This window comes from Streptomyces wedmorensis, from assembly GCF_000716445.1.
In the GTDB taxonomy this organism is placed as follows: domain Bacteria; phylum Actinomycetota; class Actinomycetes; order Streptomycetales; family Streptomycetaceae; genus Streptomyces; species Streptomyces wedmorensis.
Genome location: NZ_JNWK01000007.1, coordinates 24,335 through 45,716, shown reverse-complemented (window position 1 = coordinate 45,716; position 21,382 = coordinate 24,335). Strand labels below are relative to the sequence as shown.

At 73.2% G+C, this 21,382-nt stretch carries 20 protein-coding genes and 1 tRNA gene; 7 read left to right on the top strand and 14 right to left on the bottom strand.

Going from position 1 to position 21,382, the window contains the following annotated elements:
* Nucleotides 1-83 precede the first annotated feature (83 nt).
* Genes OO54_RS07920 through OO54_RS07910 form a run of 3 tightly spaced genes read right to left on the bottom strand, consistent with a single transcriptional unit; the run spans nucleotide 84 to nucleotide 3,408 of the window.
* On the bottom strand, nucleotides 84-974 hold the full coding sequence (locus OO54_RS07920; RefSeq protein ID WP_033202124.1) for an SDR family oxidoreductase: 891 nt from the start codon (nucleotides 972-974) through the stop codon (nucleotides 84-86).
* Nucleotides 971-1,885 carry an alpha/beta fold hydrolase gene (locus OO54_RS07915; RefSeq protein WP_051786779.1) on the bottom strand — a complete coding sequence of 305 codons (915 nt, stop codon included), beginning with the start codon at nucleotides 1,883-1,885 and terminating at the stop codon, nucleotides 971-973. The genes OO54_RS07920 and OO54_RS07915 overlap by 4 nt, the downstream gene beginning before the upstream one ends.
* Nucleotides 1,882-3,408, bottom strand: coding sequence for a flavin-containing monooxygenase (locus tag OO54_RS07910; RefSeq protein WP_033202123.1), 1,527 nt, complete (start codon nucleotides 3,406-3,408; stop codon nucleotides 1,882-1,884). Before OO54_RS07910 ends, OO54_RS07915 begins: the two co-directional genes overlap by 4 nt.
* Nucleotides 3,409-3,596: 188 nt before the next feature.
* Between OO54_RS07910 and OO54_RS07905 the strand changes: the two genes are divergently transcribed.
* From OO54_RS07905 to OO54_RS07885, 5 genes are all read left to right on the top strand, one after another.
* Nucleotides 3,597-4,217, top strand: a complete 621-nt coding sequence (locus tag OO54_RS07905; protein WP_033202254.1) for a MerR family transcriptional regulator — start codon at nucleotides 3,597-3,599, stop codon at nucleotides 4,215-4,217.
* A 116-nt stretch (nucleotides 4,218-4,333) separates the two neighbouring features.
* Nucleotides 4,334-4,918 (top strand): hypothetical protein, encoded by a 585-nt coding sequence (locus OO54_RS07900; RefSeq protein ID WP_033202122.1) that lies wholly within the window; start codon nucleotides 4,334-4,336, stop codon nucleotides 4,916-4,918.
* Between the two features lie 3 nt (nucleotides 4,919-4,921).
* Nucleotides 4,922-6,391, top strand: coding sequence for a peptidoglycan-binding protein (locus OO54_RS07895; RefSeq protein ID WP_234439627.1), 1,470 nt, complete (start codon nucleotides 4,922-4,924; stop codon nucleotides 6,389-6,391).
* Complete coding sequence (locus OO54_RS07890) at nucleotides 6,388-7,104, top strand: ABC transporter ATP-binding protein (RefSeq protein WP_017241104.1); 717 nt, start codon at nucleotides 6,388-6,390, stop codon at nucleotides 7,102-7,104. The genes OO54_RS07895 and OO54_RS07890 overlap by 4 nt, the downstream gene beginning before the upstream one ends.
* Nucleotides 7,101-8,342, top strand: coding sequence for an ABC transporter permease (locus tag OO54_RS07885; protein WP_051786778.1), 1,242 nt, complete (start codon nucleotides 7,101-7,103; stop codon nucleotides 8,340-8,342). Before OO54_RS07890 ends, OO54_RS07885 begins: the two co-directional genes overlap by 4 nt.
* 256 nt (nucleotides 8,343-8,598) lie before the next feature.
* Here the strand turns inward: OO54_RS07885 and OO54_RS07880 are convergent, their stop codons facing one another.
* The 3 genes from OO54_RS07880 to OO54_RS07870 are packed head-to-tail and all read right to left on the bottom strand — an operon-like array spanning nucleotide 8,599 to nucleotide 11,830.
* Nucleotides 8,599-10,269 (bottom strand): sensor histidine kinase, encoded by a 1,671-nt coding sequence (locus tag OO54_RS07880; RefSeq protein ID WP_033202121.1) that lies wholly within the window; start codon nucleotides 10,267-10,269, stop codon nucleotides 8,599-8,601.
* On the bottom strand, nucleotides 10,266-10,970 hold the full coding sequence (locus OO54_RS07875; protein ID WP_026058546.1) for a response regulator transcription factor: 705 nt from the start codon (nucleotides 10,968-10,970) through the stop codon (nucleotides 10,266-10,268). The genes OO54_RS07880 and OO54_RS07875 overlap by 4 nt, the downstream gene beginning before the upstream one ends.
* Before the next feature lie 56 nt (nucleotides 10,971-11,026).
* Nucleotides 11,027-11,830, bottom strand: coding sequence for an exodeoxyribonuclease III (locus OO54_RS07870; RefSeq protein WP_033202120.1), 804 nt, complete (start codon nucleotides 11,828-11,830; stop codon nucleotides 11,027-11,029).
* Nucleotides 11,831-11,880: 50 nt separating this feature from the next.
* On the opposite strand from OO54_RS07870, the gene OO54_RS07865 reads away from it, so the two are divergent.
* Nucleotides 11,881-12,357 carry a GNAT family N-acetyltransferase gene (locus OO54_RS07865; protein ID WP_033202119.1) on the top strand — a complete coding sequence of 159 codons (477 nt, stop codon included), beginning with the start codon at nucleotides 11,881-11,883 and terminating at the stop codon, nucleotides 12,355-12,357.
* 135 nt (nucleotides 12,358-12,492) lie between these two features.
* On the opposite strand, the gene OO54_RS07860 is transcribed toward OO54_RS07865, so the two are convergent.
* The 7 genes from OO54_RS07860 to galU all read right to left on the bottom strand — a co-directional run bounded on the left by OO54_RS07860 (nucleotide 12,493) and on the right by galU (nucleotide 17,902).
* A tRNA-Ala gene (locus OO54_RS07860) sits at nucleotides 12,493-12,566 on the bottom strand.
* Between the two features lie 96 nt (nucleotides 12,567-12,662).
* Nucleotides 12,663-13,724, bottom strand: a complete 1,062-nt coding sequence (sepX, locus tag OO54_RS07855; RefSeq protein WP_033202118.1) for a divisome protein SepX/GlpR — start codon at nucleotides 13,722-13,724, stop codon at nucleotides 12,663-12,665.
* Between the two features lie 137 nt (nucleotides 13,725-13,861).
* Nucleotides 13,862-14,455 (bottom strand): GNAT family N-acetyltransferase, encoded by a 594-nt coding sequence (locus OO54_RS07850; RefSeq protein ID WP_026058545.1) that lies wholly within the window; start codon nucleotides 14,453-14,455, stop codon nucleotides 13,862-13,864.
* A gap of 14 nt (nucleotides 14,456-14,469) precedes the next feature.
* Nucleotides 14,470-14,961 carry a MogA/MoaB family molybdenum cofactor biosynthesis protein gene (locus tag OO54_RS07845; RefSeq protein ID WP_033202251.1) on the bottom strand — a complete coding sequence of 164 codons (492 nt, stop codon included), beginning with the start codon at nucleotides 14,959-14,961 and terminating at the stop codon, nucleotides 14,470-14,472.
* A gap of 116 nt (nucleotides 14,962-15,077) precedes the next feature.
* Complete coding sequence (moaC, locus tag OO54_RS07840; protein WP_017241095.1) at nucleotides 15,078-15,563, bottom strand: cyclic pyranopterin monophosphate synthase MoaC; 486 nt, start codon at nucleotides 15,561-15,563, stop codon at nucleotides 15,078-15,080.
* A gap of 58 nt (nucleotides 15,564-15,621) precedes the next feature.
* Nucleotides 15,622-16,986 (bottom strand): molybdotransferase-like divisome protein Glp, encoded by a 1,365-nt coding sequence (gene glp / locus OO54_RS07835; protein ID WP_418953292.1) that lies wholly within the window; start codon nucleotides 16,984-16,986, stop codon nucleotides 15,622-15,624.
* 4 nt (nucleotides 16,987-16,990) lie between these two features.
* Nucleotides 16,991-17,902, bottom strand: coding sequence for a UTP--glucose-1-phosphate uridylyltransferase GalU (gene galU, locus OO54_RS07830; protein ID WP_033202117.1), 912 nt, complete (start codon nucleotides 17,900-17,902; stop codon nucleotides 16,991-16,993).
* Nucleotides 17,903-18,005: 103 nt separating this feature from the next.
* On the opposite strand from galU, the gene OO54_RS07825 reads away from it, so the two are divergent.
* Nucleotides 18,006-18,599, top strand: a complete 594-nt coding sequence (locus OO54_RS07825) for a 5-formyltetrahydrofolate cyclo-ligase (RefSeq protein ID WP_033202116.1) — start codon at nucleotides 18,006-18,008, stop codon at nucleotides 18,597-18,599.
* Here OO54_RS07825 and OO54_RS07820 read toward each other — a convergent pair whose 3' ends face one another.
* Nucleotides 18,600-21,341, bottom strand: coding sequence for a penicillin acylase family protein (locus OO54_RS07820; protein WP_033202115.1), 2,742 nt, complete (start codon nucleotides 21,339-21,341; stop codon nucleotides 18,600-18,602).
* Between the last annotated feature and the right edge of the window lie 41 nt (nucleotides 21,342-21,382).

Sequence of the window (21,382 nt, the reverse complement as noted above, 5' to 3'; positions counted from 1 at the left end):
GACGGCCGGGGCGGTATGCCTCTCCGGCCTCGACCAGCCTTGCACGGGCAAACATTCCACGCATTTCGATCAGTCACGCACGGCTACCGCGCGGCGGTCCCCTCCGTCCGCTCCTGCTCGTCGGCCGCGCCCCCGGCGCCCACGAGCCCCTTGGAGACCGAGCCGAGCCGCGGCTCGAAGCGGCGCATCTCGCGCTGTCCGACGGTCGCGATCATGCCGGGCAGGTAGCCGCGTACCGACTGCATCCCGCGCAGCCACCACTGCGCGTACACATGGGCGGAGCGCCGCTCGATGCCCGCGACGATCCGGTCGACGGCCGGGCCGAGCGGGTACGTGCGGTTCGCCGGCCACGGCAGCCGCTGCCGCAGCTCCTTCATGACGTCGTCCTGGTCGGCGCCCCGCACCATGTCCGTGTCGGTCCAGGAGAGGTAGCCGACGCCGACCTTCACGCCCTTGTACGCGACCTCGGCGCGCAGGCTGTGCGCGAAGGCCTCCACGCCCGACTTGGAGGCGCAGTACGCCGTCATCATCGGGGCCGGGGTGAGCGCGGCGAGCGAGGCGATCTGGAGGAAGTACCCCCGGGACTCCATGAGGACGGGCAGGAACGCCCGGCCCGTGACGGCGCCGCCGATGAGGTTGACCTCGATGACCCGCCGCCAGGCGCCCGGGTCGGACTCGACGAACGGACCGCCCGCCGCGACACCGGCGTTGGCGACGACGATGTCGACCTTCCCGAACCGCTCCTTCACCTCGGCGGCGACCTTCGCCATCGCCTCGTGGTCGGTGACGTCGGCGTGCCACCAGTCGGCCTCGGTGTGCAGCCGTCCGGCGACCTCCTTGAGCTGCTCCGGCTCCAGGCCGACCAGCGCGATCTTCGCGCCGCGCGCGGAGAGCTTGCGGGCGAGGAGTTCGCCGACGCCACGCGCGCCTCCGGTGACGACCGCGACCTGTCCTTCCAGGCTCACCCTGCTCATGCCTCTGCCTCCTCGGTCTCCTTGACGCCCAGGTACGTCAGGGTCAGTTCGCGGATCTGTGCGGTGACGGCCTCCGGGGCCTCCACCGGGGTCATGTGGCCCATGCCGGGGAGTTCGACGAGGCCCGTGCAGTGCGGGAGTGCCTCGGCCATGGCGCGGGAGTGGACGGCCGGGGTGAGCCGGTCGGCGGTGCCGACGAGGACGGCGACCGGCAGCCGCAGCTCTCGCACGCCCGGTTCCAGGTCGAGGCCGGCGAGGACCTGCGACCAGCCGTGGCGGGCGCCGCGGGGGCAGGCGTGGACGATCCGGGCGCAGGCCTCGACGCGGTCGGGCGCCGCTCCCGGTCCCATCGTCGCGTACTTGAGGACCTTCTTCGAGACGGCGTTGACCGGGCCGAGCGGCGCCTTCGCGCCGAGGACGGCCGCGGTCAGCCGGCTGCGCAGCGCGCCCGGCCCGAGCGGGACGACGGTGGCCTCGGCGGTCAGCCGCGAGGGCCCGGTGGAGCAGAGGAGGGCCGCGGCGGCGTGCTGCCGGAGGCCGGGGCGCCCGGCTGCGGCCATGATCGTCATGCCGCCCATGGAGTGGCCCGCGAGGACGGCCCGCTCGCCGGGGCCGAGGGTGGCCGCGAGCACCGCCTCCAGGTCGTCGGCGAGCGCCGTCGTGGAGTAGCCGCCGGGACCGGGCGCGGGGGACCTGCCGTGGCCGCGCTGGTCGTAGGCGATGACCCGGTGGTCGGCGGCGAGGGACCGTATCTGCTCGGCCCAGAAGGCGATCGAGCAGGTCCAGCCGTGGGCGAGGACGACGGCGGGCGCGCCCTCGGGGCCGTACACCTCGACGTGGACGCGGGAGCCGTCGGCGGAGACGGCGGTGAGTGCGCGGGACTCCGGCAGCGGGGTCAGGTGGCGGCTCACTGGGCGGCCTCCTTCTTGCGCGGGGTGCGGGCCTTGGCGGCGGGTGCGGTCCTGGGGGCGCGGATGACCTCGTACTCGGAGAGGTCGACCTGCCGGGTCTCGCGCCGGAACTCGCCCGTGGTGCCCGGCCACAGGGTGGTGTTGCGTCCGTTGGCGTCGAGGTACCAGCTCTCGCAGCCGCCGGACTTCCAGACGGTCCGCTCCATGCGGGCCTGCACCTTGCGGTTCCAGGCGCCGACGGCGGAGGGCCGGACGGCGAGGGCGGCGCGGCCGCCGAGGACGTTCAGCTGGCGCAGGTAGTCGGCCATGTAGTTCAGCTGGGACTCGATCATGAGGATCATCGAGGAGTTCCCGAGGCCCGTGTTGGGGCCGATGACCGTCATGAAGTTGGGGAAGCCGGCGGCGGTGGCGCCGCGCAGCGCCTCCATGCCGCCCTTCCACGTCTCGGCGAGGGTGCGTCCCTCGGCGCCGACGACCCGCTCGGCGATGGGCATGTCGGTGACGTGGAACCCGGTGCCGAAGACGATGGCGTCGACCTCGGTCTCGGTGCCGTCCGCGCCGACGAGGGTCGAGCCGCGGACCTCGCGGAGGCCGGAGGCGACGACGTCGACGTTGGGCTGCGCGACCGCCGGGTAGTACGTGTTGGAGAGCAGGATCCGCTTGCAGCCGATGCGGTACGAGGGGGTCAGCTTGGCCCGCAGCACGGGGTCCTTGACGGACTTGGCGATGTTGGCCTTGGCGAGCTTCTCGACCAGTCCGAGCTCGTTGGGGTGCTTGGTGAAGGCGCCGACCTGGAGTTCGCGGATGCCCCAGAGCAGGCCGCGGCGGAGGGTGCCGGTGACGGGCAGGGTGCGGTGGAGCCAGCGCTCGGGTCCGGTGATGGCCCGGTCCATGCGGCGCATGACCCAGGGGGGCGTGCGCTGGAAGAGGGTCAGCTTCCCGACCTTCGGCTGGATCGCGGGCACGATCTGGATGGCGGAGGCGCCGGTGCCGATCATGGCGACGCGCTTGCCGGTGAGGTCGTAGTCGTGGTCCCACTGGGCGGAGTGGAAGACCTTGCCGGGGAAGTCGGCGAGCCCCGGGATGTCGGGGATCTTGGGGTCGGAGAGCGGTCCGGTGGCGGAGACGACGACGTCGGCGCTGAAGGCGCCCCGGCTGGTCTCGATCTCCCAGCGCAGCGCCTCGGTGTCCCACTCCATCCGGAGCACCTCGTGGCCGAGCCGCAGGTGGGGGCGGATGCCGAAGGTGTCCGTGACGTGCTCCAGGTACGCCCGGATGTGCCGCTGTCCGGAGAAGGTCCGGGGCCAGTCGGGGTTGGGTGCGAAGGAGAAGGAGTAGAGGTGGGACGGTACGTCGCAGGCGCAGCCGGGGTAGCTGTTGTCCCGCCATGTGCCGCCCACGGAGTCGGCCCGTTCCAGGACCACGAAGTCGGTGATTCCCTCGCGGCGCAGCCGGACGGCCGCGCCCAGGCCGCCGAACCCCGATCCGATCACCGCCACCCGTACGTGCTCGTGCTTCGCCATGCCGCCTCCCGCGCCCGGCCCACTCCGCCAGCAATCACTGGCACAATCGGGACTGTAGAGCAGCTGCATACCGAGCGGTAGGGGTACGGCGAGGGAAAGTTACCGGCGGTACAACATAGGCTGGCGACGTGGCAGAAGGATCAGGACCCGACAGCGCGCACCCGGACTCCGGCGTGCGCGAGTACCGCATGGCGGAGCTGGCGAGCGCCGCCGGCATCACCGTGCGCACCCTGCGCTTCTACCGCGAACGCGGCCTGATCCCGCCGCCCCGCCGCGAAGGCCGCATCGCCTGGTACGACGAGCAGCACCTGGCCAGGCTCCGCACCATCGCCGCCCTCCTGGAGCGCGGCCACACCCTCAACGGCATCGCCGACCTCACCACCGCCTTCGAGAGCGGCCGCAACGTCCGCGAGGTCCTCGCCCTCGGCGCCCCCAGCGAGGAGGAGCCCGTCCGCCTCACCCCGGAGGAGCTCGCCGACCACTTCGCCGGCGAGGTCACCCCCGAGAACCTGGCCGCCGCCCTCGACCTCGGCTACCTCGTCACCGACGGCGAGGAGATCATCCACATCAGCCGCCGCCTCCTCGACGTCTCCGCCGCCCTCGTCCGCGAGGGCGTCCCCCTCGCCGAGGTCCTCAAGGCGGGCGCCCGCGTCCGCGAGCACGCCGACGCCCTCGCGCAGCTCTTCACCGAGCTGCTGCGCGCGCACGCCGGCGAGGAGGACGTCCGGCGGCTCCGCCCGCTCGCCAAGAGCGTCGTCGAGGCCGAACTCTCCATGGCCCTCGACCGCCACCTGCGCGACACCCCCTGATCCCGGGCCTCATGACCGCCTGACAGGTTCTTCGAAAGTTCTTCATGACCTCCGCCCTACGGTCGGTCCGCCCCCCGCACTCGCGGCCGGGCCCCACCGGAGGAACGGGAGAACCGATGAGGACCAACCGGGTGCTGCTCGCCGCGGCCGCCGCCGTCGTGGCGTTCGCGCTGACCGGCTGCGGGGACGGCGGCGGCGAGGCCGGAAGGATCCCGACGGCCGGCGACGGCGCGACGTCCGGCGGCACGACCGCCGGCCAGGCGTCCGGCAGCGGGAAGGACGAGGTCGCCGCGTACGTCGAAGGCCGCAGGGCCTACGTGAAGTGCCTGCGCGAGAACGGCATCGACGCCCCCGACCCCGACGCGAACGGTCAGGTCGACCTCGGCGACGGCGTGGCCCTCAAGAAGAACCCGACCTTCCGCACGGCCTCGGAGAAGTGTGCCCCGCTCAGCCCTCCGGTACCCGAGGAGATCGAGCGCAGGCTCGCCCCCAAGCTCACCCCCGAGCAGATCAAGACGCAGTTCGCCTTCGCCGACTGCATGCAGAAGAACGGCGCCCCCGACTTCCCCGACCCCGCACCCGACGGCAACGTCTACGGCGACGTCCAGTGGGACTCGACCACCGCCGCCGCCAAACAGGCCGCCCGCACCTGCGCCCCGATCATCGGCCAGCCGGTCGACCAGGGCCCGGGCAAGGGCTGAGCGATGAGCGGGATGTTCACGGACACCGGCACGACACCACCCCCGGATCCGGGCACGGGAGCGGGCACGGAGGCGAGCCCGCAGCCGGGTACGGGAGCGGGCCCGGCTGCGAGCACGAAGGCAGGCCCGCAGCCGGGCCCGGGAGCGGGCGCCGAGGCGGAGCCGCCACCGGAGGGGACGGCTCCCCCGCGCGCGCCCGGTCGCCGGCGGAGCCGTACGGCCCTCCTCGCCGCCGCCCTCGTGGCGGTCACGGCGGTCGCCGCCGTCGGCGCGCTCGGCCTCGGCGGCGGCGGCGAGGCCCCCACCGCCCCGCCCCGGACGGGCTCCACGATCACCGTCACCCGCACCACCCTGGTCGAACGAACCAAGGTCGAGGGCACGTTGGGGTACGGGGCCGAGATACCGGCACCGGTGAAGGCCACCGGCACCGTCACCTGGCTCCCGGAGGCCGGCGCCACCGCCGAACGCGGCGACACCCTGCTCCGGGTGGACGACCGCCCGGTGGTGCTGCTCTACGGCACCCTCCCGATGTACCGCGAACTGGGCCTGACGACGAGCACCACCACCCCGGAGGCCGGCTCCCCGGCACCCCCGAGCCCGGGCACCACAGACGGCAAGGGCGGCACCGGAGGAAACACGGACGGCGGCGCGGCGGGCGGGAGCACGGACGGCGCCACGGACCCGCGTACGGGCAAGGGCATGGACACGGGCACGGGCACGGGCACGGGCACGGACACCACCCCGCCCCCGTCCTCCGGCGCCCCGGCCGCCACCCCGGAGCCGCTCCGGGGCATGGACGTCCTCCAGTTCGAGTCCAACCTCGCCGCGCTCGGCTACACCGGCTTCACCGTCGACGAGAACTTCACGTCCGGCACCGAACGGGCCGTCAAACGCTGGCAGAAGGCCCTCGGCGTGCCCGAGACCGGCCGGATCGGCCTCGGCGACGTCGTCTACGCCTCCGGCCGGATCCGCATCGGCCAACCCGGCGTCCGGCTCGGCGCGGCCGCCGGCGACAACGCCCTGACCTACACCGGCACCACCCGCAAGGTCGTCGTCAACGCGTCGGCGCAGGAGGCCTCCTGGGCCGTGCGCGGCACCGGCGTCACCGTCATCCTGCCCGACGGAAACCCCGTACGGGGCGAGGTCGCCTCGGTGGGCAGGCAGGCGACCGCACCCGAGGGAGGCGCGGGGAACACGCCCCCGACGCTCCCGGTCACGATCACCGTCCCCGACCAGGGGGCCCTCGGCCGCCTGGAGAGCGGCCCCGTCACCGTCGAGTACACGGGCAGGCGCCGCGAGAACGTCCTGACCGTCCCGGTCGCGGCCCTGGTGGCGCTCGCCGAGGGCGGGCACGGCCTGGAGACCCCGGACGGCCGCTTCGTCGCCGCCCGGACGGGCCTCTTCGCCGACGGCATGGTCGAGGTGAGCGGCCCGGCTCTCCGCGAGGGCATGAAGGCGAGGATCCCGCAGTGAGCGACACCGGCAACGGGACTCCGGTCGTCGAGTTCCGGGCGGTCTCGAAGACGTACCCCGGCGGGGTCCCGGCGGTCCGGGACGTGACGCTGCGGGTCCGGCGGGGCGAACTCGTCGCGATCGTCGGCCCGTCGGGCTCGGGGAAGTCCAGCATGCTGAACCTGATGGGCAGCCTCGACCGGCCCTCCGCCGGCTCGGTCCTGGTCGACGGGCACGACGTGGCCGCCCTCACGGACCGGGAGGTCTCCGCGCTGCGGGCCGGGCGGATCGGCTTCGTCTTCCAGCAGTTCCACCTGGCGGTCGGCGTCCCGGTCCTCGACGCGGTCGCGGACGGCCTGCTGTACGCCGGGGTCCCGCTGCGCCGCCGCCGCTCCCGCGCGGCCGCGGCCCTGGCCCGCGTCGGCCTCGGCCACCGCCTCCACCACCTCCCGCACCAGCTGTCCGGCGGCGAACGCCAACGGGTCGCGGTGGCCCGGGCGGTGGTCGGCGAACCGGCGGTGCTGCTCGCCGACGAACCGACCGGAAACCTGGACTCCGCGTCCGGCGCCGCGGTCCTGGCGCTCCTGCGCGAGCTGAACGCGGCGGGCACCACCGTCGTGGTCATCACCCACGACCGCGAGATCGCGGCCGCGCTGCCCCGCCGCATCGAGATGCGGGACGGCCGGGTGGTCGCCGACACCGCCGCCGAACCCCCGATCGGAGCGCTCGGATGATCCCCGCCCCCCGAAGGGGAAGGCACGGCAGGCGCGGCGCCCGGGACGACGGACCGCTCCGCCCGGCCCGGCTCCGCCCCGCCGACGTGATCCGGCTCGGCGGCACCGGCCTGCGCACCCGCCCGCTGCGCGTCTTCCTCTCCGCCCTCGGCATCGCGATCGGCGTCGCCGCCATGATCGCGGTGGTCGGCATCTCCGGCTCGGGCCGGGCGGAGGTCGACCGCCGACTCGACGCACTCGGCACCAACCTGCTCCGGGTCGCCCCCGGCTCCGCCCTCGGCGGGGAGCAGACGAAACTGCCGGCCGACGCGGTCCGCATGATCGGCCGCGTGCCGCCGGTCCGCGAGGTCGCCGCCACCGGGGCCGTCGAGGCCCACGTCTACCGCAACGAGCGGATCGCCGTCGGCCGGACCGGCTCCCTCGCCGTCCTCGCGGCCGACGACGGCCTGCTCCCCGCCGTCGGCGGCCGCCTCCACCGCGGCCGCTGGCTGGACGCGGCGACCGCGCGCTACCCGGCGGTCGTCCTCGGCGCGACCGCCGCCCAGCGGCTCGACGTGTACGCCCCGGGGACCCGGGTCCGGATCGGGGACCACTGGTTCTCCCTGATCGGCGTCCTCGACCCCGTACCGCTCGCTCCCGAACTGGACGGTGCCGCGCTCGTCGGCTGGCCCGCGGCCCGCACGTACCTGCGGTTCGACGGTCACCCCTCGACGGTGTACGTCCGCACCGACGACAGCGCCGTCGCGGCGGTACGGGCGGTGCTCCCGGCCACCGCCGACCCGGAGAGCCCCTCCGAGGTCCAGGTCTCCCGCCCCTCGGACGCGCTCGCCGCCCGCGAAGCCACCGAGTCGGCCCTCACCGGTCTGCTGCTCGGCCTCGGCGGGGTCGCACTCCTCGTCGGCGGCGTCGGGGTCGGCAACACCATGGTGATCTCCGTCCTGGAACGCCGCCCCGAGATCGGGCTCCGCCGTGCCCTCGGCGCCACCCGGGGCCAGATCCGCGCCCAGTTCGTCACCGAGTCCCTGCTGCTCTCCGTCATCGGCGGCCTCGGCGGCACCGTCCTCGGCACCCTCATCACCGCGGCCTACGCCCTCAGCAGGGTCTGGCCCACGGTCGTCCCGGTATGGGCCACCGCCACCGGAGTGGGCGCCACCCTCCTCATCGGCATGCTCGCCGGCCTCTATCCAGCAGTACGCGCCAGCCGCCTGGCCCCGACCGTCGCCCTGGCCGGCACCTGACGCCCCTCCCGCCCCGGCGGCGCCGACTCCGGCCAATCCGGCGCCACCGGAAGCAGATTCCCCGGCACCCTTTCCCGGCTCGTATCCCAGCCCTTACTCCGGCCCCTTATTCCGACCCCTTACTCCGACCCTTTCCCGGCGCCTTGTCCCGGCTCCGCGGGAATTCCCCCTCCCCCGCCATCCGCTATCCGCTATCCGCTATCCGCCCGTCTCCGCGATGCTGCCGAATTCACACTTCTCGGCGATTCCCCGGGAGTTATTCGGTTTTCCCGGAACTCCCCGGATTCCGCGGGGACGGCAGCACGATCGTGAAGACCGAGCCGATGCCCACCTCGCTCGCCACCTCGACGGCCCCGTGGTGGTCGGCGACGATCTGGCGGGCGATCGAGAGGCCGAGGCCGCTGCCACCGGTGGCCCGGCCGCGGGCCGCGTCCGCCCGCCAGAACCGGTCGAAGAGCCGGGGCAGATCGGCGGCCGGGATCCCGCCGCCGGTGTCCCGGACGGCGATCCGCACCATCTCGTCCCGCTCGGCGAGTTCTAGCCGCACCCCGCCTCCGGGCGCCGTGTGCCGCACCGCGTTGCCGACCAGGTTGCCCAGCGCCTGCCGCAGCCGGTCGGGGTCCCCGTGCAGCCGTACGGTGCCGGGGCCCGCGCCCACCACGTCGAGGGCCACCCCGGCGGCCGCCGCCCGGGCACTGTGCGCGGTCCGGCAGGCCTCGACGAGCTCCCGGGCGTCCAGGGGCCTGCGGTGGTACGTGAGGGCGCCCGCCTCGGCGAGCGCGAGGTCCTGGAGGTCGTCCACGATCCGCTGCTGGAGCAGCACCTCCTCGTGGAGCGAGTCGAGCAGCTCGGCGTCGGCCTGGAGGACCCCGTCGCGCAGGGCCTCCAGGTAGCCGCGCAGATTGGCGAGGGGGGTCCGCAGCTCGTGGGCGATGTCGCCGACGAGCCGGCGCTGCCGCTCCTCGCTGTCCTGGAGGGAGCCGGCCATCCGGTTGAAGGACCGGCCCAGCTCGGCGATCTCGTCCCGGCCCGACGCCGGCACCCTGCGCCCGAGGTCGCCCTCGCCGAGCCCCCGCGAGGCCGCCGTGAGGGCGCGTACGGGACGGAGCACGGTCCGGCTGAGCAGCAGGGCGCAGGCGATGGCGGCGGCGGTGACCCCGGCGGCGACGCCGATCGCGGGGCCGACCGCGAGGCTCTGCCCGGCGTCGTCGACGGCGCCGAGGCGGACGGTGAGCGGCTGGGGGGCGACGGCGGCGGTCCGTTCGGTGAAGACGCGGCGCAGACAGGCGAGGGTGTCGGCCTTGTGGGGGGCGCGGCAGCCGTCGGCCGCGAGGACGTCGGCGGGGCGCGGGGCACCCGGGGCGGCATCGGTGCACGGTGCCGCCCCCGGCACGCCGCCCGGGGCCTTCCCGCCGTCCTGGAAGAGCGGGATGCCGAACTTGCCGGGCAGGACGGTGACCCGGTGACCGACCCGGGTGAGGCAGGCGGCGTAGGTGACGTTGGCGTTGTAGCGGGCGATCACGGGGGCCGTCACCTTGCGCATGGATCCCTCCTCCCAGGCCGCGGGGAACTCCAGGCGGTGCCTCGGGTCGACGAGGAGCGCGGGCGCGGTGCCGCCGGGTCGCGGGTCGCGGCCGAGGAGGGTGTCGGAGTCGGCGATCTGGCCCTGCCGGTCGGTGCCGATCCGGATGCGCTGCCCGGTCTTCTCGGCGAGGGCGCGCACGGTGGCGGCGACGCCGTCCCAGGTGCCGTGGCCCGCGCCGTAGGCGCGGAGCTGTTCGGTGATGGCGGCGAGGGACTGGCGGTCGGCCGCGGCGGACTCGCGGACCTGGCTGCCGGCCTGGCGCAGGGTGAGCCAGGCGGTGGCGGAAGTGGCGGCGACGGCGACGAGCAGGACGAGGGCGAGGACGCGGAGGCGGAAGCTCACGCCCGTGCCCCGCCGTCCGAGAGGCGGTAGCCGCGTCCGTACACGGTCTCCAGGTGGCGGGGGCGGGCCGGGTCGGGCTCCAGCTTCAGCCGGAGGTTGCGCACATGGGCGTCGACCGTGCGTTCCAGGACGTCGCTGTCGAAGCCGAAGACCCGCTCGATGATCTGGGCGCGGGAGAAGACCCGGCCGGGTTCGCGGGCGAGGGCCTCCAGGAGGGAGAACTCCTTGGAGGTGAGGGCGACGGGCCGGCCGGCGACGCGGACCTCGAAGCGGGCCGTGTCGAGCTCCACGGCGCCGACCCGCAGCAGTGCGTCGCGGGTGGCGGCGCCGGTCGCCCGGGACCGGCGCAGGAGCGCGCGGACCCGGGCGGTCAGTTCGCGCGGACTGTAGGGCTTGGTGAGGTAGTCGTCGGCGCCGAGGTCGAGGCCGAGGAGCATGTCCTCCTCGGTGCTGCGCGCGGTCAGCAGGAGGATCGGCACGTCCGATCCCTCGGAGCGCAGGATGCGGCACACGTCGAGGCCGTCGACGAAGGGCAGCATCACGTCGAGGACGACGAGATCCGGCCGTACGGAACGCACCTTTTCCAATGCGGACCGCCCATCGGCGACGACCTGGACGGTATTTCCTTCTCGTTCCAGATAGATCCGAATCAGCCGCGACTGCTTTTCGTCGTCCTCGGCGATCAGAATGCGCGCACTCAACGACTCTCCCCACCCGGTTCCGCCCCTTTACCGGCACGGTACCGCGCGGAAAGGCGCTACAGGTCGTAGACGGCGGTCACGGGTGCGTGGTCGCTCCAGCGCTCCTCGTGGGTGGCGGCGCGCTCGACGTACGCCTTCACGGCCTTGGCAGCGAGACCGGGCGTGGCGATCTGGTAGTCGATGCGCCAGCCGCTGTCGTTGTCGAAGGCACGGCCGCGGTAGGACCACCAGGAGTAGGGGCCCTCCTGCTCGGGGTGCAGGGCGCGGACGACGTCGACGTAACCGCCCTCGCCCTCCTCGAGGACCCGCCCCAGCCACTCCCGCTCCTCGGGCAGGAAGCCGGCGTTCTTCTTGTTGGACTTCCAGTTCTTGAGGTCGGCCTCGCGGTGGGCGATGTTCCAGTCGCCGCAGACGACGACCTCGCGCCCGTCGGCGGCGGCCCGCCCCCTGAGCTCCTTGAGGTAGGGCAGGAACTCGCCCATGAACCGGTACTTCTCGTCCTGGCGCTCGGTGCCGACCTCGCCCGACGGCAGGTAGAGGCTGGCGACGGTCACGCCGGGCAGGTCGGCCTCGACGTAGCGGCCGCTGCCGTCGAACTCCTCCGACCCGAAGCCGACGCGGACCCGGTCGGGCTCGCGCCGTGTGTACAGGGAGACCCCGGCGCGCCCCTTGGCCGCGGCCGGCGCGTGGACGGTGAACCATCCCTCGGGCGCCCGCACCTCGGCGGGCAGCTGCGCCTCCTCGGCGCGCACCTCCTGGAGGCAGACGGCATCGGCCGAGGTGCCGGCCAGCCACTCGACGAAGCCCTTCTTGGCGGCGGCACGGAGACCATTGACATTCGCGGTCGTGACAGTGAGCATCCCGGGAGAATACCGACACCCGCCTGGTGCATACATGTACGATATTCCGCATGAACATCCAGCCCACGCCCTATGACCACCCGGACGCCGTCAAACTCCAGGACGCCGTCCAGGCCGAGTACGCCGTCCGCTACGGCGACGAGGGCGATGTCACACCCCTGGACGCGGCGATGTTCACCCCGCCCCACGGCCTCTACCTCCTCGCCTACGACGAGGACGGCACCCCCCTCGCCTCCGGCGGCTGGCGCACCCAGGACGCCAACCCCGAGAACTACTCCGACGGCGACGCCGAGCTCAAGCGCATGTACGTCGTCCCCGAAGCCCGCGGCCTCGGCCTCGCCCGCCGCATCCTCGCCGCCCTCGAATCCGACGCCCGCGCCGCCGGCCGCACCCGCATGGTCCTCGAAACCGGCACCGCCCAACCCGAGGCCATCTCCCTCTACCTCTCCAGCGGCTACGTCCCCGCCCCCAAGTTCGGCCACTACCGCCACTACCCCAACAGCCGTTGCTACGCGAAGCCCCTCTGAGCCGGCCTCACCCCACCGCACGCGAAAGGGCGGGACGTCCGAGAACGTCCCGCCCTTTCACCGCGGGCGCCACCCGGCGCCACAACGAAGAGGATCCCGCCCGATCTTGCGATCGGACGGGATCCTCAGTGTCTGTGGACCTGTGGGGATTTGAACCCCAGACCCCCTCGATGCGAACGAGGTGCGCTACCAGACTGCGCCACAGGCCCTTGCGACGTGTGAAACATTAGCATCCCGACCGGCTGAGACAAAAATCGGTTCCCGCGCAGGTCAGCCGGGGGCCGCCGCGGGCCCCCGGGCGGGGGTCATTCGTTGGCGGCGCGGGGGCGGTCGTCGTCGGCGTACTGGTCGAAGAGGGGGGTGCGGCCGTGGTCGCGGGTGCGGCGCGACGGGTTGGCGCGCTGGCGGGGGGCCGGGGAGGGGGCGGGGGTCGGGTCGGCGGCCGTGGAGGAGCGGGCGGCGCTCCAGGTCTCCGGGTCCGTGATGTCGATGCCGCTGGTGGCGCGCGGGGCGACCGGGGCGGTGACGTAGGTGGGGAGCGGCACCGGGACGGGGTCCCAGCTGTCGCCGCGGGCGGGCCCGCGCTCGCGCTGCTGGTCGACCCACTCCGCGTGGTCGGTCTGCTCGACGAGGGCCCGGCGGTCGGCCTCCTGCGGGGACGGCGCCGGGTCGGGAACGGGTTCCGGCGTCGGGGCCGGGCGACGGCTCTCCCTGAGCCGGGCGGCCGCGGCCTCGGCACGGCGGCGGTCCATGACGTACACGAAGCGCCGCCGCTCCTGGACCCGCAGGTGCACGATGTACGCGCTCAGGAGCAGCGCGGGGACCGCGGGCGCCCACAGGAAGGTGACGCCGCCGACGGCCGCGACGACCGCGCCGAGCGTGAAGGCGGCGAAGAGGAGCGTCGTGGTGCGCCGGCGCCTGGCGAGGACCTTGCCCCGGCGGGCGCGCTCGGCGGCGGCCCCCGCGGCGCCCGCGGCGGGGCGGGCCGCGGCGGACGCCTGAGCGGCGCCCGCGACGGGGCCGGGGGCCGGGGCGGGTTCCGGTTCGGGCTCCGGGAGTTCCAGGCGCGCCTCGGTTCTGGCCGCGGGCGCGGAGAAGGCCCGGACGTCGACCGAGCTCAGATGCTCGGTCGCCACGTCCGGGTCCACGTCGGGCGTCGGGCCCTCCGCCGTACGGTCCCGCTCCTTGAGCTCCTTGGCGTACCGGCGCTCCATGCCCGCCCGTCCGGACAGCAGCCGGATGGCGGTGCTGAAGCGTTCCGTCGGACGGGCTTCGTTCAGCTCGTCCTGCCTGCGGAGCCACATCGGCACCAAGTAGGCGGCCCAGGCCCCGACGATGACTGCGTAGATGAGGCCGCTGCTGCTCACGCATCACACGGTAGAGGGGTTCGCGCGGGGCCATCGGCCAATTGGCCCGGTGTGTCGCACGATCTGGCTGATATCACTGAACTTTTTTGTGATTGTTCAGATCGTTTGCATGCCAACTACCGATTGAATTCGAACACTTATTTTATTCTTGCCTGGTGCCAGCGCCTCAACAGCCCCTCCGGCACCTCCTCCGCCGTCAGCGCGAAGACCAGATGATCGCGCCAGGCACCGTCGATGTGGAGATAACGCGGCCGCAGCCCCTCCTCGCGGAACCCGAGCTTCTCCACCACCCGGCGCGACGGCCCGTTCTCCGGGCGGATGCACACCTCCATCCGGTGCAGCCCGACCACGCGGAAGCAGTGGTCGACGGCGAGCGCGACCGCCGTCGGCATCACCCCGCGCCCGGCCACCTCGCTGTCCACCCAATACCCCACGTGCCCGGAGCACATCGAGCCCCAGGCGATGCCGGCCACCGTCAACTGCCCGACGAGCCGCCCCTGATACTCGATGACGAACGGCAGCATCCGGCCCGCGTTCGCCTCCGACCGCAGATGGCGCACCATCTGACGGTACGTCGGGCGCTGCGCGACCGGACCGCCCGGAGGCGGCGGCGGAACCGTCGCCTCCCAGGGCCGCAGCCACTCCCGGTTGCGCCGGTTCACCTCACGCCAGGCCCGCTGGTCGCGCATCCTTATCGGCCGGAGCGCGACGTCCCCGTCCACGAGGATCACCGGCCACGTCGGGATCACGACGGTCTCGGGTGGTCGCCGCCGCGGATCTGGTCGACGGCGTGCCGGAGCAGCGGCTCCAGGACGGCCAGGCCGTCCCGCACGCCCCCCGGGGACCCCGGCAGATTCACGATCAGCGTGCCGCCCGCGACCCCGGCGAGACCGCGCGAGAGCGCCGCCGTGGGCACCTTCTCCCGCCCGTACGCCCGGATCGCCTCCGGGATGCCGGGGATCTCGCGGTCGAGGATCCCGCGGGTGACCTCCGGGGTCTCGTCGGTGGGCGAGATGCCCGTGCCGCCGGTGGTGACGACCACGTCGTACCCGGCCGCCACCGCCGCCCGCAGCGCCGCCTCGACGGGCGCCCCGTCCGGGACGACCCGCGGACCGTCCACGGCGAAGCCCATGGCGGTCAGGCCCTCGACGATCAGCGGACCGCCCTTGTCCTCGTAGACCCCGGCGGACGCCCGATTGGACGCGGTGACGACCAGCGCCGAGTAGGGCGCGGACAGAGCGGCGCCGGCCCCCTCGCCGAGCGCGGACGGAACCGACGCGGCCGCCTGCTCCTGATGGCCGTGCTCGTGGCCGTGGCCGTTCTCGTCCGAGCCCGCCACCCGGCCCCCGCGCGTCACGAGGTGCTCCGTGTCCAGTGGCCCGACTTGCCGCCCGTCTTCTCCTCCACCCGTACGTCGGAGATGACCGCGCCCTTGTCGACCGCCTTGATCATGTCGACGACCGTCAGAGCGGCCACCGAGACCGCCGTCAGGGCCTCCATCTCGACGCCGGTGCGGTCCGTGGTCTTCACCGTCGCGAGGATCTCCACCGCCTCGTCGGTGACCGCCAGGTCCAGGGTCACGCCGGAGACCGCGAGCGGGTGGCACAGCGGGATGAGGTCGGGGGTCTTCTTCGCCCCCATGATCCCGGCGATCCGGGCGGTCGCGAGCGCGTCCCCCTTCGGAACGCCCTCGCCCCGCAGCAGCTCGATCACGCGCGGCGATACGAGGACCCTCCCGCTGGCCCGCGCGGTGCGGGCCGTGACGTCCTTCGCGGAGACGTCGACCATGCGGGCCGCACCCGCCTCGTCGATGTGGGTGAGACCTTGCTGCGTGCTCATGGCCGTGACACTCCCGGTCGCTGTATGGGGACGACACCGTACCCCCACCCTCGCCCCCTCAGCCGAGGAGGACCACTTCCAGGGTGCTGCCCGGTTCGACGTCGGTCGTCCCTTCCGGGACGACGAGGAGGCAGTCGGCGTGGGCGAGGGCGGCGATGAGGTGGGAGCCGGCGCCGCCCACGGGGGTGACGGTGCCGGCTGCCGGGTCGTAGGTGCCGCGCAGGAACTGGCGGCGGCCGGGCGGCGACGAGAGGGCCTTGTCGGTGGCGAGGACGGCTTGGACGCGGGGCCGGTGGAGGTCCTCGACGCCCATCAGGGCGCGGATCGCGGGGCGGACGAACAGCTCGAAGGAGACGTACGAGGAGACCGGGTTGCCCGGCAGGGCGAGGAGCGGGATCTGCTCGGTGCCGATCGCGCCGAAGCCCTGCGGCTTGCCGGGCTGCATGGCCAGCTTGCGGAAGTCGACCTGGCCGTCGGCGGTCAGCGCCTCCTTCACCACGTCGTACGCGCCGACGCTCACCCCGCCCGTGGTCACGATGAGGTCGGCCCGGATGAGCTGGTCCTCGATGGTGGCGCGCAGGGATTCGGCGTCGTCGGCGACGGCGCCGACCCGGTAGGCGAGCGCGCCGGCGTCCCGGGCGGCCGCGGCGAGCGCGAAGCTGTTGGAGTCGTGGATCTGGCCCTCGCCCAGCGGCTCGCCGGGCTGGACCAGCTCGCTGCCGGTGGAGAGGACGACGACCCGGGGGCGGGGGCGGACCTTCACGGTGCCCCGGCCGATCGCGGCGAGCAGGCCGATCTGCGGCGGCCCCAGGACGGTGCCGGCCGCGAGGGCGAGCTCCCCGGCCTTCACGTCGCTGCCCGCCCTGCGGACGTGGGCGCCGGCCTCGGCGGACCGGTGGACCCGGACCTCGCCCGCGGCGCCCTCGGGTGCGGCGCTCGCGGCGCGCATGCCGGTGGCCGCGCCCCCGCCCGTGCCGCCGTCGGTCCACTCGACGGGGACGACGGCTTCGGCGCCGGGCGGCAGCGGGGCTCCGGTCATGATCCGGGCGGCCTGGCCGGGGCCGACGGTGGGCAGTCCGCCGTCGCCGGCCGCGACGTCGCCGACGACCGTGAGGACGGCGGGGAACTCCTCGGTGGCGCCGGTGACATCGGCGACCCGGACCGCGTACCCGTCCATGGAGCTGTTGTCGAAGGGGGGCAGCGCGACCGGCACCGTGACGTCCTCGACGAGGACGCAGCCCTGGGCGTCGAGGAGTTGCAGCTCGATGGGTTCGAGCGGGCCGACGGTCGCGAGGATGTCGGCCAGGTGCTCGTCCACCGACCACAGGTCGCGGGCCGGGCCCGCGCAGGGGTCCGGCGCCGTGTCCTCGTGACCGTGGGCGCTGTCGTCGGGGGTCGGCGACGGTGCCGTGCTGCTGCTCAAGGTGCTACATCTCCTCGCTGACGTATCTCCGGAGCCAGGCCCGGAAGTCCGGTCCCAGATCTTCACGTTCGCACGCGAGTCTGACAATGGCACGCAGATAGTCCCCGCGGTCACCGGTGTCATAGCGGCGCCCCTTGAACACGACGCCGTGGACCGGGCCGCCGATCTTCTCGTCGGCGGCGAGTTTCTGCAGGGCGTCGGTCAGCTGGATCTCGCCGCCACGGCCCGGCTCGGTGTCCCGCAGCGTCTCGAAGACGGCCGGGTCGAGCACGTAGCGGCCGATGATCGCGTAGTTGCTCGGCGCCTCCGACGGCTCCGGCTTCTCGACGAGGTCCGTCACCCGCACCACGTCCGCGTCGACGGTGGCCTCGACCGCGGCGCAGCCGTACAGGTGGATCTGCGAGGGCTCGACCTCCATGAGGGCGATCACGCTGCCGCCCTCGCGCTCCTGGATCTCGACCATGCGGGCGAGGAGCGGGTCGCGCGGGTCGATCAGGTCGTCGCCGAGGAGGACGGCGAAGGGCTGGTCGCCGACGTGCGGGGCGGCGCACAGCACGGCGTGGCCGAGGCCGCGCGGGGCGCCCTGGCGCACGTAGTGCATGGTGGCGAGGTCGCTGGACTCCTGGACCTTGGAGAGGCGCTCGTCGTCGCCCTTCCGGCTCAGGGCTTCCTCCAGCTCGTAGTTCCGGTCGAAGTGGTCCTCCAGGGGCCTCTTGTTCCGGCCGGTGATCATCAGGACGTCGGAGAGACCGGCCGCGACGGCCTCCTCGACGACGTACTGGATGGCCGGCTTGTCGACGACCGGCAGCATCTCCTTGGGCGTCGCCTTCGTCGCCGGGAGGAAGCGGGTGCCGAGGCCCGCGGCGGGGATGACAGCCTTGCTGATCCGGCCGAGCCTGGGGAGCGACTGATTCATGTGTGCACTTTAGTCGTTCGGAATGAGAGGAAGATGTGGCTTCGGTTAACTTCCTCCACATAAAGACAGTTACGAGAAGTTCATGCATTCACATGAGGCCGTCATGACACCTGAGATGTCCGAAAAGACCCTGCTGCGCAGTCGACTTCTGGCCGAGCGGGCCGCTCTGAGCACCGATTCCCTTGCGGACGCGACCGAATCCCTCGCTCGCCGGGGTGTGGAACTGGCCGAACTCGCGGAGGCGTCCACCGTCGCCGCGTACGTGTCGGTGGGCCGCGAGCCGGGCACGCGCGCGCTGCTCGACGCGCTCCACTCGCGCGGGGTCCGGGTCCTGCTGCCCGTCCTGCTCCCGGACAACGATCTGGACTGGGCGGCGTACGAGGGGCGGGAGGCGTTGGCCAAGGCCGGCCGCGGCCTCCTGGAGCCGACCGGGCCCCGACTCGGCCCCGAGGCCGTGTGCGCCGCCGACGCCGTCCTGCTGCCGGGCCTCGCGGTCGATGCGCGCGGGATGCGGCTCGGGCGGGGCGGCGGCTCGTACGACCGGGTTCTCGCGCGGCTGGCAAGGGCGGGCAAGGACCCCGCCCTGGTGGTCCTCCTGTACGCGAACGAGGTGGTCGCCCGGGTCCCGGAGGAACCGCACGACCACCCCGTCCACGCGGTGGTGACCCCGGCCGGGGTCACCCGCTTCAGGCCCTGATCAGGGCTTGAGGACCAGCCTGTCCTTCGTCGCCGCGTCGACCGCCGCACCGCCGTAGGCCCAGTCGAGGAGCTCGCCCCTGGCCCAGGCGTCCGTCTGGTCGGTGTAGTTCGAGTGGAAGGCGTGACCGGAGGCGCCGGTCAGGTTGATCCACCGGGACTTGTCCCAGTCGCCGACGTTGACCACCATCCGCATCGACGGCACCCAGATCACCTCGTAGCCGCCGGCCGCGTTCCAGCCGGTGGCGTCGACCGCCGCCTCGCCGCCGCCCAGGTTCCACGGGCCGCGGTTGAGGAGCTGCTGCACGACGCCGGGTCCGGCGGTGCCGAGGGTCTGGTTCTGCAGGGTCAGCTGGTGCAGCCGGCCCCAGCTCCAGGTGGTGACGTCCTTGCCGAGCTTGGCGGTCAGCTCCCAGCGGGCGTCCTTCATGGCCCGGGCGAGCAGCTGGTCACGGGTCTCGGTGGCCTGGTCGGTGCGGTTGCCCGGGGTGACCCACCAGTCGCTCTTCTCCTTCTTGAGGAGCGGGCGGACCACCTCGTACCAGCGGTCGCCGCCGTCCGGCTGCGCCGAGTCGGGGTCGCGCTCGCCGCACTCGCGGACGAGCTTGTTCTGCTCGTCGACCGGGCCGGTGGCGTCGACCGGGCGGACGTTGATGCAGTCGCCCTCGGCGCGCAGCTCCTTGGGCAGCTTGTTCCCGAAGGCGAGCTTGAGGACGTTGCGCCAGACCGCGTTGAAGTAGGCGGCGGCGGCCGAGTCGGGCTCCTGGGTGTAGTCCCAGCCTTCGAGGAGCTTCTGCGCCTCGCGGACGTACGGGTCGGAGATGTCGATCTTCAGCAGCAGCGGGTTGAGCAGGGTCGCGATCTCGCTGCGGTTGTCGGTCTGCATGGTCCGCATGTCGTCCGGCGAGATCTTGCCGCCGTCCTTGGTCTTCGACTCGATGAGGTCGTTGATCCGCTGGCTGCGCGAGCCGTAGCCCCAGTCCTTGGTGAGCAGGTCGGGGTAGGTCTTCTGGTCGATGACGGCCTGGTTGGCGGTGACGATGTAGCCGCGCTTCGGGTCGTACTCGTAGGGCAGCTGGTCGAAGGGGATGTAGCCCTTCCACCGGTACGAGGAGTCCCAGCCCGGCGCCGGGATGGTGCCGTCGCCCTTGCCGCGGCGCGGGATCTTGCCGGGCGACTGGTAGCCGATGTGGCCGTCGGTGTCGGCGTAGATCAGGTTCTGGGAGGGGACCTCGAAGTTCTTCGCGGCGTCCCGGAAGGCGTCGAAGTCCTTGGCGCGGTCGATCGCGAAGATCGCGTCCATGGACCTGCCGGGCTGGAGGGCGGTCCACTGGAGGGAGACGCCGTAGCCGGTGCCGCGGTCGGGGGCGGAGTTGCCGACGGGGGCGGTCTGGCCGACCGTCTCCAGTTCGGTGGAGCGGTCGGAGACGAGCGGGCCGTGTTCGGTGGAGCGGACGGTGATCTTGCGGTCGTCGCCGCCGGCGACCTTGATGGTCTCCTCGCGGGTGGTGAAGGGCTTGACCTTGCCGTCGACGAGGTAGCCGTCGGGGCCGATCTTCTCCAGGTAGAGGTCGGTGACGTCGGCGCCGAGGTTGGTGAGACCCCAGGCAATCTTGTCGTTGTGTCCGATGATCACACCGGGCATGCCGGAGAAGGTGTAGCCCGAGACGTCGTAGCGGCAGGTCGCCGAGACCGAGCGGCAGTGCAGGCCCATCTGGTACCAGAGGGACGGCAGCTGGGGCGCGAGGTGCGGGTCGTTGGCGAGCAGCGGCTTGCCGGAGGTCGTCAGGTCCCCGGAGACGACCCAGGAGTTCGAGCCGATGCCGTTGCCGTTCGGGCCGAGCAGGGCGGGGACGCTGTCGAGGACCTCGGAGAGCGCCCCGAGCTGGGACTGCGTACCGGAGCCGGAGCCGCCGGGGCCCGTGCCCGGGGTCTCGCCGGTGGTCGCGCCGTCGGCCTCGCCGGCCTCGGCCTTCGGGTCGAACTTCCCGGTGGAGTCGTCGACGGCGCCCTGGCCGACGATCGGCTGGTGGAGCGCGTACGGGTACTCCGGGTACAGCTGCTTGATCTCGCTCGCGCTCAGCCGGCTGGTCAGCAGGGAGCGGTCGATCTCGTCCTGCATGTTGCCGCGCAGGTCCCAGGCCATCGCCTTGAGCCAGGCCACCGAGTCGACCGGGGTCCACGGCTCGATCACGTAGTCGTTGGTCAGGGCCAGGGCCGCGTACTCGACCGAGATGTCCGCGGGCTTCTCGCGGTCCTTCAGATAGGCGTTGACGCCTTCCGCGTACGCCTGGAGGTACTTCTTCGTCTCCGGCGACAGGACCTCGTCGTACTCCTGCTGCGCGACCCGGCGCCAGCCCAGCGTGCGCAGGAAGGCGTCGGTGTCGACCTGGCTCTCGCCGAACATCTCGGAGAGCCGGCCCGCGGTCACGTGCCGGCGGACGTCCATCTCGTAGAACCGGTCCTGCGCCTGGACGTAGCCCTGGGCGCGGAAGAGGTCCGTCTCGTTGTCCGCGTAGATCTGCGGGACGCCGTTCGCGTCGCGCTTGACCTCGACCTCGCCGGAGAGCTTGTCGAGCCGGATCTCGCCGGTGGTCTGCGGGAACGAGGCCCGGACGGTGCTGACGCCCCAGTAGCCGCCGAACCCGATGCCCGCGACCAGTGCGAGGACCAGGACGAGGAGGAGCAGGCGGGCACGCCGCCCTTTCTTCTTGGCGGGGGGCGCGGTCGTGTTGGAGGGCATCGCTGTCCTTCGAGGGGCAGGGTGGTCCTGGAGTACGGGAG

Coding starts and splice junctions, on each gene's coding strand:
- moaC (WP_017241095.1), bottom strand. CDS start 15,563: ATGAGCACGCAGCAAGGTCTCACCCACATCGACGAGGCGGGTGCGGCC.
- OO54_RS07920 (WP_033202124.1), bottom strand. CDS start 974: ATGAGCAGGGTGAGCCTGGAAGGACAGGTCGCGGTCGTCACCGGAGGC.
- OO54_RS07885 (WP_051786778.1), top strand. CDS start 7,101: ATGATCCCCGCCCCCCGAAGGGGAAGGCACGGCAGGCGCGGCGCCCGG.
- galU (WP_033202117.1), bottom strand. CDS start 17,902: ATGAATCAGTCGCTCCCCAGGCTCGGCCGGATCAGCAAGGCTGTCATC.
- OO54_RS07910 (WP_033202123.1), bottom strand. CDS start 3,408: ATGGCGAAGCACGAGCACGTACGGGTGGCGGTGATCGGATCGGGGTTC.
- OO54_RS07865 (WP_033202119.1), top strand. CDS start 11,881: ATGAACATCCAGCCCACGCCCTATGACCACCCGGACGCCGTCAAACTC.
- OO54_RS07905 (WP_033202254.1), top strand. CDS start 3,597: ATGGCGGAGCTGGCGAGCGCCGCCGGCATCACCGTGCGCACCCTGCGC.
- OO54_RS07820 (WP_033202115.1), bottom strand. CDS start 21,341: ATGCCCTCCAACACGACCGCGCCCCCCGCCAAGAAGAAAGGGCGGCGT.
- OO54_RS07900 (WP_033202122.1), top strand. CDS start 4,334: ATGAGGACCAACCGGGTGCTGCTCGCCGCGGCCGCCGCCGTCGTGGCG.
- OO54_RS07895 (WP_234439627.1), top strand. CDS start 4,922: ATGAGCGGGATGTTCACGGACACCGGCACGACACCACCCCCGGATCCG.
- OO54_RS07870 (WP_033202120.1), bottom strand. CDS start 11,830: ATGCTCACTGTCACGACCGCGAATGTCAATGGTCTCCGTGCCGCCGCC.
- OO54_RS07825 (WP_033202116.1), top strand. CDS start 18,006: ATGACACCTGAGATGTCCGAAAAGACCCTGCTGCGCAGTCGACTTCTG.